This window comes from Microbulbifer sp. S227A, assembly GCF_049800935.1.
The window spans coordinates 91,673-103,863 of the sequence record NZ_JBNAFZ010000008.1 but is presented as its reverse complement, the minus strand read 5'-3'; the positions used below and the strand labels follow the sequence as shown (position 1 = coordinate 103,863).

Below are 12,191 nucleotides of genomic sequence, written 5' to 3'. Positions count from 1 at the left end.
CATGCGCATCATGCCCCGGCTTATAGGCCGCGTCGCGCGGATGGTCCAGAGGCTCCGGGCGCTCAGGATCCCAGAACGCCAACCATCTCGACCGGGGCAATCTGGCGCGCATGCAGTGCCGCGACCATGTTACCGATCTTGTCCGAAGTGTCCGGCCCCATGACCAGGTGCAGACCCAGTGCCGGCACCCCACCGGCCTTGTCCTGCCTGGCCATCATGCGGGCAAAGAAATCCAGCGCAAACTCGCTCCTGTCGATCTCGGTCTGCACTCGGAACCCCGCACCGGTCAGCGCATCGCGATAGGCCTGCGGCGGGCTCAGGGCGCTGTGCTCGGGGCCGCTCGCCCAGGGAACCGGATAGGACAGCCTGGCGTCATCCACGGCCATGACATCATAGATGCCAAAGGTGCCACCGGGCCTGAGAACCCGCGCCACCTCGGCGGCGAGCGCCGGCTTGTCCGAGATATTCATGCCCACATGGATCATGTAGGCGACATCGAACTGATCGTCGGCAAACGGCATGTCCAGAATGCTGCCCTGTTGCAGGTCGACCAGGTCCACCATCAATGCCTGCCCGGTCAGCGCATTGCCCGCAGCGACGAAATCATGGGTCAGGTCGAGCCCGGTGACACGGGCGCTGCTGGTCTTGGCGACATAGCGGGCCGGACCGCCAAGGCCGCACCCAAGATCGAGCACCTTGCTCCCCGCCGAAATCCCCAGGCTTTGCAGCAGGTGATCCGTGGCCTTGCGCCCGCCGATATGGAATTCGTCGAACAGGGCCAGCGTATCGATGTCCAGCGGCCGCCGGACACCGGCCGTTGACAGCGCGGCCTCGATACGGTCAAGCAGCGCCGAGTTGGAATAGTGGTTCGCAACTTCGGAATCATCCGTCATTGCACGTCTCCCGCGAGTGTTTGCGCAATCATACCGCCACAAGATGACCTAGCGTCAACACACGAAATATTACGAGCAGAATTACGCCTCTTTTGAGCGGAACAGGCCACCAAGCGCGTTCTTGACGATGCCGCGCACCGAGGGTTTGCGCCCCTGCGAGAATGGCAGGGGGCGGCAGACCTCCATCGCGGCGACCCCGACGCGCGCCGACAACGCGCCGTTCACCAGCCCTTCGCCAAAGCGGCGCGACAGCTTGGACAGGATCGAGCCGCCAAGCACCGGTTCGAGCAGGTCATCGCCCACCGCCACCGCACCGGTCGCCACCAGATGCGCGAACACCGCACGGGTCAGCCGCCAGCTGCCGATCAGCCCGGAGCGCCCGCCATAGATCTCGGCCACCCGCCGGATCATCCGCAGGTTCGCCGCCAGCGCGGTCACCACATCGGCCAATGCCAGGGGAACAAGCGCCGTCACCGTTGCCACCTGCCGGGCGGCGGCCTCGACCTCGCGGCTGGCGGCGGCATCCAGGGGCGCAAGCAACTCGGCCTCGGCAAGATTCAGCAGACCGGAGGCATCGAACTGTTCGCCCATCCGTTCGCTGACCGATTGCCGCCCCCACCGCGTGTCGTCGCGCCCGGCATAGAACGCCAGCAGCCTTTTCGTCACTGTCCGCGCCTGTTCAAGGTCATCATCGGCCAGGGCCGCGTCGGCGGCACGGTGCAGGCCGTCGATCCGGCCCAACCGCGCAATTGCCGCCAATTCGCGCAGCGCGATCACCAGCAGCACCGCCAGCATGGCGACAACCAGCCCGGTGACGATCCAGCCCAGCACCGGCGCACGCGCCACGAGGCCGGTCACGAAATCCCAGGCCGCCACCGAAACCATCGCGCCGATCACCGCCCCGGCCAGCCCCCAGAACCAGCGGGCCAGCCGCGAGGGCCGGCGCGCCGCGAGACGCGCCGCCATCTGCATCGCCTGACCGTCCGGCGCGGGTCTGTCCGGCACCGGCGGCGCATCGGCCACCGAAACCGGCGCCTCGCTGTCTTCCAGGTCGATCAGAACCGGACCCTTGCTCATGCGGCGATCTCCTTTTGCCAGACATAGAGGCGCGCGTGCTGCCCCGTGGTGCCTGCCGGGCCGACCGGCACGAACCCCTCGCGCGCATAGAACCGCCGCGCGCCGGTGTTGCCCGCCGGGGTTTGCAGGTGCAGGCGCGGAACCTTGCGTTTCGCCTCTTGCACGAGCTGCCGACCGATCCCCCGCCCCCGCGCATCGGCTGCGGTATAGAGCGCGCAGATCTCCTGGCCGTCGCGCGCCAGAAACCCCTGCACACCGGCCCCCGTCACCGCCACGGTCATCCAGTCACGCGCGATCATCACACCGCAACACCCGATGGCCTCGGCAGCAGAGCTCAGCTCGTTCTGCGCGCTGTCCCGCAGCGATTGCCACAGGATATCCCCGGTTGTCCCCGCGTCCAGCGGGGTGGCCGCTCGCAACAGGACGCTCACAGCCGATCCCCGATCAGGAACTGCGCGGCCCGGTCGAGGCGGATATGCGGTGGCCCATCCCCGGGCCGCAATTGAAGCGGCGCCGGGGCAAAGGACATCACCTGGTAATCCGCGTCCAGCCACCGCTCGGCCCCTGCCCGCGCCGGACCCAGCAGCTGCGCCGGGTCCTGCGGCAACTCGCCGGGATAGAACGCGGCCGCCTTGCCGGTGTCGAGCAGATGCCCGCGCACACAGTTCAACTCGCGCCCCTGATGGCTGCGCTGCTCTTCGGTGGTGGCGCGCAGGGCGGCAATCGACAGGGCGGCGGTATCGGCCCCGGCAAACTGCGCCCGATCTCTTGCATCGCGGGTCAGGGCCTGCATGATCGCGGTCAGACGGGGATGTTGCAGGTGGTGCAGATGGTCCGCCTTGGTCGCGGCAAACAGGATTTTCTCGACCCGCCGGCCCAGCAGCAGCTTGGTCAAAAAGGCGTTGGTTCCCGGACGAAACGCCCCCAGGATATCGGCCATCGCACCGCGCATATCCTCGACCGCCCGCGGCCCCTTGTGAATCGCGCCCAGGGCATCGACCAGCACCACCTGCCGGTCAATCCGGGCAAAATGATCGCGAAAGAACGGTTTCACCACCTCGGATTTATACGCTTCGTACCGCCGTTCCATTTCGCGCGCCAGCGACCGGCGCGGGGGGCTAGCCTGGGCGGGCAAGGGCGCAAAGGTCAGCACCGGCGAGCCGGCCAAATCCCCGGGCAGCAGGAACCGCCCCGGCGTACAATCGTAAAACCCCGCAATCCGCGCCGCGTTCAGATAGTCGGTAAAACTGCGGGCGAGCCGTTGCGCGGTGGGTTCGTCCAGCGGCGAAACCGGGTCGACGGAGGCAAGGACAGCGCGATAGTCCTCGGCGGTGGACCGATCCTGCAACCGGGCCAGCGTTTCCTCGGACCATTGCGCATAGGATTTGTCGAGCAAGGCCAGATCAAGCAGCCATTCGCCCGGATAGTCGACGATATCCAGATGCACCGTGCGCGGCCCCTGCAACCCTGCCAGCAGGCCGGTCGGCCGCACCCGCAAGGACAGGCGCAATTCGCTGATCGCGCGGGTGCTGTCAGGCCAGTGCGGATGGCTCGCGGTCAACGCACCCAGATGGGTTTCATAGTCGAATCGCGGCACCGTATCGTCGGGCTGGGGTTGCAGGAACGCTGCCTCGATCCGTCCTTCCTGCGCGGCGGCAAGGCTGGACATGCGGCCCCGGTCCATCAGGTTGGCCACCAGCGAGGTGATGAACACCGTCTTGCCCGATCGCGCAAGGCCCGTCACGCCCAGCCGGATCACCGGCTCAAACAGCGTTTCGCTGATGGTATCGCCCACGGACTCGATACTGCGCACCAGCCCGTCCGCTATCGAAGAAATCACCAAACCTGCACCCTGCCTCGCCTTGTCGATCCCAAGATAGGGCGCGGGCGGGGGCGTTACCAGCCTTGCCGTTTGCCACGGCGCAGGGTAGCAGCGCGCCATGCCGCGTTATGCTCTCAAAGTCGAATACCAGGGTGCGCCCTTTGCCGGTTGGCAGAGGCAAAAGGAGTTGCCCTCGGTGCAGGGTGCCATCGAGGCGGCGCTTGCCCGGCTTGAACCGCGCGCGCATACCATCGCCGCCGCCGGGCGCACCGATGCCGGGGTCCATGCGCTTGGCCAGGTCGCCCATTGCGACATGCGGCGCGACTGGGATCCGTTCCGCCTGTCCGAAGCGCTGAACTATCATCTCAAGCCCGCCCCGGTAGCGATTGTCGATTGCGCCGCGGTTGACGACGATTGGCATGCGCGGTTTTCGGCGCTGGAACGGCGCTATCTGTTCCGCATCCTGATCCGCCGCGCACCCGCGACCCATGAGGATGGCCAGGTCTGGCAGGTCAAGCATCCGCTGGATGTGAAAGCCATGCAGGCCGGTGCCGACCGGTTGATCGGGCGGCATGATTTCACCACCTTTCGCAGCTCGATCTGCCAGGCGGCCAGCCCCGTGAAAACGCTGGATGAGTTGCGGGTCAGCGAGGTTGACGGCCTGTCCGGGCGCGAGGTGCAGTTTCACGTGCGGGCCCGGTCGTTCCTGCACAACCAGGTGCGCAGCTTTGTCGGGACATTGGAACGTGTCGGCAGCGGCGCATGGACGGCGGACGATGTCGAAACAGCGCTGAACGCCCGCGACCGCGCCGCCTGCGGGCCGGTCTGCCCGCCACAGGGCTTGTACCTGGCGGCGGTGCAATATCCGCACGACCCGTTCGGCTGAGCCACTGATCAGTTCAGGTAGGTATCAAAGAACGCCAGCGTCCGCTCCCATGCAAGCGTGGCGGCTTCGGCGTCATATCTTGGCGTGGTGTCGTTGTGAAAACCGTGATTCACATCGGGATAGACATGCGCCGCAAATTCCTTGCCATTGGCTGTCAGCGCCTCGGCATAAGCCTCGGCCCCGGCATTGATGCGCTCGTCCAGCCCGGCATAGTGAATCAGCAACGGAGCAACGACGTTTGGAACATCCTCGACTGCCGGCTGGCGACCGTAGAACGGAACGGATGCGGCCAAATCCGGATAGGCAACCGCCAGCGCGTTGCACACGCCGCCACCATAGCAGAAGCCGACGCAACCGACCTTGCCTGTAGATGACGGGTTGCCACGCAGGAACTCGAACGCCGCAAAGAAATCTTCCATCAGTTTTGCGCCATCCATCGACCGCTGCATTTCGCGGCCTTCATCGTCTGTCCCCGGATAGCCGCCGAGCGGCGACAATCCGTCCGGGCCAAACGCGAAATAGCCCGCTTTGGCGGCGCGGCGAACCACATCCTCGATATAGGGGTTCAGACCACGGTTTTCGTGCACCACGAGCACCGCCGGCAACGCGCCTTGCGCGTCCACGGGGCGGGCCATCAAGCCAGTGATCGTGCCGTGTCCATCCGGGCTTTCATAAGTGATCCGCTCGGTCACGATGGACGGATCGTCGGGCGCAACCTGCTGTGCCAACGCATAGTTGGGCGCGAGTTGTTCAAGGATCATGGCACCGGTCACGCCCGCCGCCGCATATCGCCCCGCGCGCGCGATGAAGTCGCGCTTGGACATCTGACCGTGAACGTAACCGTCAAATATTTCGAGGATCCTGGGATCGAAATCGCTTGCTTTCCGGCGTTCGGCATTTGGCATGACACTCTCCTTTGACAGCGGATTCTGCTCGGCAGGTTAGCGCCGAACAGATCGCTTTCAAAATTGAATCAGGCCCTGTTGCCGGACGCCCTGCGCGTGTTCCCGCCTACTCTGCCGCCTCGGCATATTCTTCCATCGGCGGGCAGGTACAGACCAGGTGGCGGTCGCCATAGACGTTGTCGACGCGGTTCACCGGCGGCCAGTACTTGTCGACCCGAAAGGCACCCGGCGGGAAACAGCCCTGCTCGCGCGAATAGGGACGATCCCAATCCTTGACCAGGTCCTCCATCGTGTGCGGCGCGTTCTTGAGCGGGTTGTTGTCCTTGTCGATGCGGCCCTCTTCGATGTCGCGGATCTCTTCGCGGATCGCCAGCATCGCGTCACAGAACCGGTCAAGCTCGGCCTTGGTCTCGCTCTCGGTCGGCTCGATCATCAGGGTTCCGGCCACCGGCCAGCTCATGGTCGGGGCGTGGAACCCGTTGTCGATCAGGCGTTTGGCAATGTCGTCAACGGTGACGCCCGCGCTCTCGGCATAGGGGCGCGTGTCGATGATGCACTCATGCGCCACCCGCCCGGTCTTGCCGCGATAGAGCACATCATAGGCCCCTTCGAGCCGCTTGGCGATGTAGTTGGCGTTCAGGATCGCAACCCGCGTCGCCTGGGTCAGGCCATCGCCGCCCATCAGCAGGCAATAGGCCCAGCTGATCGGCAGGATCGAGGGCGAGCCATAGGGGGCCGCCGATACCGGCCCTTCCTGGCCGCCGGTCTCCGGATGACCCGGCAGGTGGGGTGCAAGATGCGCCTTGACCCCGATCGGCCCCATGCCGGGACCACCCCCGCCATGGGGGATGCAAAAGGTCTTGTGCAGGTTGAGGTGGCTTACATCCCCGCCCAGATCGCCGGGACGGGACAGGCCGACCATGGCGTTCATGTTGGCCCCGTCGATATAGACCTGCCCGCCATGTTCATGCACGATCTTGCAGACTTCGGTGACGGTTTCCTCGAACACCCCGTGGGTCGAAGGATATGTCACCATGCACCCGGCCAGATCGGCCGCGTGCTTTTCCGCCTTGGCCCGGAAATCATCCAGATCGATATCGCCGTTTGCCGCCGATTTCACCGGCACGACCTTCCATCCCACCATGTTGGCGCTGGCCGGGTTGGTGCCATGTGCGCTCATCGGGATGAGACAGATGTTGCGATGCCCCTCGCCATTCGCCCGGTGATAGGCAGCGATGGTCAGAAGACCCGCATACTCGCCCTGCGCCCCGGAATTGGGCTGCATCGACAGCGCGTCATAGCCGGTGATCTGGCACAGCTTGTCGGACAGGTCCGCAATCAGCTCGTGATACCCCTGTGCCTGATCCGCCGGGCAGAACGGGTGCAGCCGGGCGAATTCGCGCCAGCTGACCGGCATCATCTCGGCGGCGGCGTTCAGCTTCATGGTACAGCTGCCCAACGGGATCATCGCCCGGTCCAGCGCAAGGTCACGATCCGCGAGGCGGCGCATATAGCGCATCATCTCGGTCTCTGCCCGGTTCATGTGAAAGATCGGATGGGTCAGGTAATCGCTGGTGCGGTGCAGCGCGGCCGGAACCCGGTATTCCGGTTCGAACTGGTCATCCTTGCGTACGATGCCAAAGGCGCGCCAGACCGCTTCGACATTCTCGGGCCGGGTGCATTCGTCCAGGCTGATGCCGACGCGATGCTCGCCCACGCGGCGCAGGTTGATGTTTTCATCCACTGCCGATTTCAGAACCGCCGCCTGCAACGGCCCCACGTCAACGGTGATGGTGTCAAAAAACGATTTGGGATCGACCTTGAACCCCGCCTCTTCCAGCCCGCGCGCCAGGCGCACGGTCTTGCGGTGGATCCGCTGGGCAATGGCCTGCAATCCCTTGGGACCGTGGAACACCGCATACATCGACGCCATCACCGCCAGCAGCGCCTGAGCTGTACAGACATTGCTCGTGGCCTTTTCGCGGCGGATATGCTGTTCGCGGGTTTGCAGCGACAACCGGTACGCCCGGTTGCCGTGGCTGTCGACACTGACCCCGACCAGGCGGCCCGGCATGGCGCGGGCATATTCGGCTTTGGTCGCCATATAGGCCGCGTGCGGGCCGCCATAGCCAAGCGGCACACCGAACCGCTGGGTGCTGCCCACGGCGATATCGACCCCCATCGCCCCCGGCTCCTTGAGCAGGGTCAGGGCCAGCGGATCGGCGGACATGACGGCAATGGCCTTGTTGTCATGCAGCGCCGCGATCTGGTCGGTGAAATCGCGCACATGGCCATAGGTGCCGGGATACTGGAACAGCGCGCCAAACACCTTGTCGGCTTCGAGCTTGTCCGGGTTGCCGACAATCACCTCGATCCCCAAAGGCGCGGCGCGGGTCTGGATCACCGCGATGTTCTGCGGATGGCAATCGCGATCCACGAAGAACGCCTTGACCTTGGACTTGGACACCCGCTGCGCCATGGTCATCGCCTCGGCGCAGGCGGTCGCCTCGTCCAGCAGCGAGGCGTTGGCGATCTCAAGCCCAGTCAGATCGCTGATCATGGTCTGGTAGTTCAGCAACGCCTCGAGCCGCCCCTGGCTGATCTCGGGCTGATAGGGCGTATAGGCGGTGTACCAGGCGGGGTTCTCAAGAATGTTGCGCTGGATCGCGGGCGGCGTCATCGTGCCGTAATACCCCTGTCCGATCAGGCTGGTGAGGACCTTGTTCTTGCCCGCCGTCAGCCGCATGTGATGCAGCAGTTCCCGCTCGGACTTGGCGCGGCCGAAATCCAGCTTGTCCTGCTGCCGGATGCCCGCGGGCACCGTATCATCGATCAGCGCGTCAATGCTTTCGGCCCCGACCGTGGCCAGCATCTGGTCCATCTCTTCCGGGGAGGGGCCGATATGACGGCGATTGGCAAAGTCATAAGGCAGATAGTCGGTTGGCTCAAAGGGCATCGGGTGTCTCCAGAAATGGCGGGGCCGATCCGACAGGCGCCCCGTTCGTCATTCTCGTGCCGGTCAAGGGATTGGCGCCGGAAGGATACTCCCGGCGCAGGGGCTTATGCGACGAAGTCCTTGTAAGCGGCTTCGTCCATGTAATCCGCCATCGGGCTGGTGTCCGACGGTTTGATCTTGAAGAACCACGCATCCCCTTGCGCATCTTCGTTGACCAGGCCGGGATTGTCAGCCAGCGCCTCGTTCACCTCGACGATCTCGCCATCCAGCGGGGCAAGGATGTCACTGGCCGCCTTGACGCTCTCGATCACCACGATCTCGTCATCCTTGCTGACCTCGCTGCCGGCCTCGGGCAGCTCCACGAACACCACGTCGCCCAGCTGTTCGGCCGCGTGCTCGGTGATGCCGACAACGATCAGCTCGCCTTCTTCCAGCAGCCATTCATGTTCTTCGGTAAATTTCATGTCCGGTTTTCCCTCTTGGACTAGCGCTTGAAATTGGCGGCCACGAAGGGCAGCTTCGTGACCGTAAGCGGCAGGCGCTTGCCGCGCAGCTCGCCGTAAACGATGGTGTCCGGGCTGGCGAGATCGGCGGGCACATAGCCCATCGCGACCGGCCCGCCGACGGTCGGGCCAAAGCCGCCCGAAGTGATCGCCCCGATCTGTTCGCCCCCTTCGGCAGCGGCAAACAACGCGACCCCCTCGCGCATCGGGGCCCGCCCCTGGGGTTTCAGGCCAACCCGCTTGCGCGCCGGTCCCGATGCAATCTGATCGAGCACCGCCCCGGCCCCGGGGAACCCGCCCGCGCGCGCCCCCCCGGTGCGGCGGATCTTTTGTATCGCCCAGGTCAGCCCCGCCTCGGCCGGCAGGGTGGTGGCGTCAATGTCATGGCCATAGAGACAAAGCCCGGCCTCGAGCCGCAGCGAATCCCGCGCGCCAAGGCCGATGGGCGCAACCGCGTCATGCGCCAAGAGCGCCCGCGCCAGTGCCTCGGCATGGCGTTCGGGCACAGATATTTCATAGCCATCCTCGCCGGTGTAACCCGACCGCGAGACCCAGCATTCGACGCCGTCGAGTTCGACAGTGGCGACATCCATGAACCCCATCCCGGCGACGCGCGGGTTCAGCCCGGCCAACACGGTTTCCGCCGCCGGCCCCTGCAACGCGAGCAGCGCGCGGTCGCGGACCGGTGTCACCGAAACTCCCGGTTCAAGCGCCGCCTTCATGCGCGCGATGTCCGCGTCCTTGCAGGCGGCATTGACCACCACGTAAAGGTGATCTCCCCGGTTGGCGAACATCAGGTCATCCAGGATCCCGCCCGCATCATCCAGGAACAGCCCATAGCGCTGCCGGCCTTCGGGCAGACCCGCCACATCCATCGGCACCAGCGTTTCAAAGGCGGCGGCAATCCCGGCCATCGGCGCGCCGGACAGGATCACCTGCCCCATGTGGCTGACATCGAACAGCCCGGCATGCGCGCGCGTGTGGCTGTGCTCCGCCATGATCCCGTCGGGAAATTGCACCGGCATGTCATATCCGGCAAAGCCAACCATGCGTGCGCCCAGCTCGACATGCAGCGCATGCAGCGGCGTGTGTTTCAGATCGGTCATACCTGCTCCTGTCACAGGCCGATGCGATTATGTAAAATCATCCCGGCACCCCAAACCCGCGCGACATGGCGCGGCACGATGCCCCCTCTGTCCTTTCGCCTGAGATCGCTATCCCTTCGGCGGACGCCAGGCGTCACTCTCCAGAGTTCGTAAAGCAGACGGTCCTTTCGCCTGAGAGTTTCCGGGGCGGTTGCTCCTTCGGCACCGGACGATTCGCCCGGTTCTCCCGCATGCTTTGGCATACCGTAGCGTTACCGCGAATGCCCGGCAAGCCCCTGCTTGCCCCCATCCCGAGATGACGGTGCCAGGGAGATTTGACGCGGCTTGCGCACAATCCGGTTGCCGTGGGCGCGTTTGATGGCAAGGATGCGCCCATGGTCGCCCCTTCCCCCAAGAAACGCCGCCCGGCAACCGCGCTGATCGCCTTTGTGCGTGCCCTGTCGATGGAAGAACCGGTGCCGCTCGCCGAGGTCGACGCGCTGGTCGATTCGGTCAGCGTCGACCCCGCCGAGCGGGTGGCGCTTGTGTCGGCGCTGCAACAGGTCAACCATGACGAGTTGACCTTTGTGCTGTCCGATCTGATCGGCCGGCGGATCGCCCGGCTGCGCGAACGGGAAAGCGGCCTGCGGGATCTGGATGACGTGATCGGCGTCTGGACCCAGCGGCTCAGCGCCGGGGCCTTGCTGGCCGCTGCCGGTGCGGCGGTTGCCGGCGCCCTGACTGGCGGCCCGGCCATTGCCGCGCTGGCAGTGCCCACCATCGGGGGAATCGCCGTGGCGCTCGGACGGTTACGGCTGCGCCGGGGTCAGGCCGCTACCAGCCGTGAACGCGAGGAAACCGAACATCTGCTGAAGAACGTGCAGGATGCGTTGAATGCGCGATAGCAATCGCAACCGGGTATATTTCCATTGCCTGCAACAGGTTGCACGATTTGTCCCGAGACGGGCAGAGCGATTTCCCGCGGATGCCGGGATCACTTCGGCGACCCCACCCGATTCGACATGAATTCCCGGCATATTCACCCTTGTCGAAGGTGGAAATTTTCTCCGGGATCGCCTATATTGGCTTCAGAGAAGGAGTTCTGTGATGTTCGAGACCCTTGGTTTGGACGGCCTGATACTGGGAACCAGCGTTTGCGCGGGCCTTATCGGCTTGGGTGCCGCCTCGTACATGAGTTTTCGGGCGCGTCAGGCACAAACCGTGCCAGATGTCAGCAAAAGCGTCAAATCGGCCCCCTATCACCGTCTTCACAACATTCTGCCGATCGAGCGCTGAAACCGCGCCCTAACCCTCCGGCCCCATCCTGTTGAACCAGTCGAGATCGCGCACGCTGATCACTCCGGACAGGATGATTGTCACCACCACCGCCCAGATCACCAGCGCCACGGCCGTGGTGATCAGCATCTTTTTCCTGATATTGTGAACTTCCGGCGCCCCCGCATGGGTGCCCGGCTCGACCTTGCCCAGATCGCCCTGCGTCCGCACCCGGATTGGCAAGGCGATGAAAAAGGTCATGAACCAGATGATCGCAAAGAGTACGATTGCCGATACGATGGACATGCGGGGCTCCTGTTTTCAGAGGTCGTTGCTCAGACCTGCTCCAGCTCGACAAGACAGCCGTTGAAATCCTTGGGATGCAGGAACAGCACCGGCTTGCCATGGGCGCCGATCTTGGGATTGCCGTCGCCCAGCACCCGTGCGCCGGTCGATTTCAGATGATCGCGCGCTGCCAGTATGTCTTCGACCTCATAGCACACGTGATGGATGCCACCCGAGGGGTTCTTGTCGAGAAACCCCTGGATCGGGCTGTTGTCGCCCAGCGGGTACAGGAGTTCGATCTTGGTATTCGGCAATTCGATGAACACCACGGTCACCCCGTGATCGGGCTCGTCCTGCGGCGCGCCGACCTTGGCACCAAGGGCACCGGCATATTGCGCTGACGCGGCCTCGAGATCCGGTACGGCAATGGCAACATGGTTCAGGCGTCCGATCATGGGTCTTTCCTCATCTGCTGTGGTGATGACCTTATGCGTCGCGGATCGG

The 12,191-nt window shown here is 64.6% G+C and carries 13 protein-coding genes and 1 riboswitch; of the genes, 3 read left to right on the top strand and 10 right to left on the bottom strand.

Annotated elements, in window-relative coordinates:
- Positions 1 to 62 precede the first annotated feature (62 nt).
- The 4 genes from ACP15R_RS18510 to ACP15R_RS18495 all read right to left on the bottom strand — a co-directional run bounded on the left by ACP15R_RS18510 (position 63) and on the right by ACP15R_RS18495 (position 3,810).
- Positions 63 to 893: a class I SAM-dependent methyltransferase gene (locus tag ACP15R_RS18510; RefSeq protein WP_424987696.1), complete on the bottom strand. Its 831-nt coding sequence runs from the start codon at positions 891 to 893 to the stop codon at positions 63 to 65.
- A gap of 81 nt (positions 894 to 974) precedes the next feature.
- A complete protein-coding gene (locus ACP15R_RS18505) occupies positions 975 to 1,970 on the bottom strand; it encodes a YcjF family protein (RefSeq protein ID WP_424987695.1) in 996 nt (331 codons plus the stop codon).
- Positions 1,967 to 2,401 (bottom strand): GNAT family N-acetyltransferase, encoded by a 435-nt coding sequence (locus ACP15R_RS18500; RefSeq protein ID WP_424987694.1) that lies wholly within the window; start codon positions 2,399 to 2,401, stop codon positions 1,967 to 1,969. Before ACP15R_RS18500 ends, ACP15R_RS18505 begins: the two co-directional genes overlap by 4 nt.
- The gene (locus ACP15R_RS18495) at positions 2,398 to 3,810 is read right to left on the bottom strand and encodes a YcjX family protein (protein WP_424987693.1); all 1,413 of its coding nucleotides are present in this window, start codon (positions 3,808 to 3,810) and stop codon (positions 2,398 to 2,400) included. Before ACP15R_RS18495 ends, ACP15R_RS18500 begins: the two co-directional genes overlap by 4 nt.
- A 100-nt stretch (positions 3,811 to 3,910) precedes the next feature.
- On the opposite strand from ACP15R_RS18495, the gene truA reads away from it, so the two are divergent.
- Positions 3,911 to 4,678, top strand: coding sequence for a tRNA pseudouridine(38-40) synthase TruA (truA, locus tag ACP15R_RS18490; protein ID WP_424987692.1), 768 nt, complete (start codon positions 3,911 to 3,913; stop codon positions 4,676 to 4,678).
- A gap of 8 nt (positions 4,679 to 4,686) precedes the next feature.
- On the opposite strand, the gene yghX is transcribed toward truA, so the two are convergent.
- The 4 genes from yghX to gcvT all read right to left on the bottom strand — a co-directional run bounded on the left by yghX (position 4,687) and on the right by gcvT (position 10,148).
- Positions 4,687 to 5,583, bottom strand: coding sequence for a YghX family hydrolase (yghX, locus tag ACP15R_RS18485; RefSeq protein WP_424987691.1), 897 nt, complete (start codon positions 5,581 to 5,583; stop codon positions 4,687 to 4,689).
- Between the two features lie 106 nt (positions 5,584 to 5,689).
- The gene (gene gcvP, locus ACP15R_RS18480) at positions 5,690 to 8,539 is read right to left on the bottom strand and encodes an aminomethyl-transferring glycine dehydrogenase (RefSeq protein WP_424987690.1); all 2,850 of its coding nucleotides are present in this window, start codon (positions 8,537 to 8,539) and stop codon (positions 5,690 to 5,692) included.
- 104 nt (positions 8,540 to 8,643) lie between these two features.
- Complete coding sequence (gcvH, locus tag ACP15R_RS18475; protein ID WP_424987689.1) at positions 8,644 to 9,003, bottom strand: glycine cleavage system protein GcvH; 360 nt, start codon at positions 9,001 to 9,003, stop codon at positions 8,644 to 8,646.
- 20 nt (positions 9,004 to 9,023) lie between these two features.
- Positions 9,024 to 10,148: a glycine cleavage system aminomethyltransferase GcvT gene (gene gcvT / locus ACP15R_RS18470; protein WP_424987688.1), complete on the bottom strand. Its 1,125-nt coding sequence runs from the start codon at positions 10,146 to 10,148 to the stop codon at positions 9,024 to 9,026.
- A 149-nt stretch (positions 10,149 to 10,297) separates the two neighbouring features.
- A riboswitch (glycine riboswitch) is annotated at positions 10,298 to 10,387 on the bottom strand.
- Positions 10,388 to 10,522: 135 nt separating this feature from the next.
- Between gcvT and ACP15R_RS18465 the strand changes: the two genes are divergently transcribed.
- Together ACP15R_RS18465 and ACP15R_RS18460 are read left to right on the top strand one after the other, a co-directional pair.
- Positions 10,523 to 11,032, top strand: a complete 510-nt coding sequence (locus tag ACP15R_RS18465) for a hypothetical protein (protein WP_424987687.1) — start codon at positions 10,523 to 10,525, stop codon at positions 11,030 to 11,032.
- A 202-nt stretch (positions 11,033 to 11,234) separates the two neighbouring features.
- Positions 11,235 to 11,423 (top strand): hypothetical protein, encoded by a 189-nt coding sequence (locus tag ACP15R_RS18460; RefSeq protein WP_424987686.1) that lies wholly within the window; start codon positions 11,235 to 11,237, stop codon positions 11,421 to 11,423.
- 9 nt (positions 11,424 to 11,432) lie between these two features.
- Here ACP15R_RS18460 and ACP15R_RS18455 read toward each other — a convergent pair whose 3' ends face one another.
- Positions 11,433 to 11,708: a DUF1467 family protein gene (locus tag ACP15R_RS18455; protein ID WP_424987685.1), complete on the bottom strand. Its 276-nt coding sequence runs from the start codon at positions 11,706 to 11,708 to the stop codon at positions 11,433 to 11,435.
- Positions 11,709 to 11,737: 29 nt separating this feature from the next.
- Positions 11,738 to 12,142, bottom strand: a complete 405-nt coding sequence (gene mce, locus ACP15R_RS18450; protein ID WP_424987684.1) for a methylmalonyl-CoA epimerase — start codon at positions 12,140 to 12,142, stop codon at positions 11,738 to 11,740.
- Positions 12,143 to 12,191 lie beyond the last annotated feature (49 nt).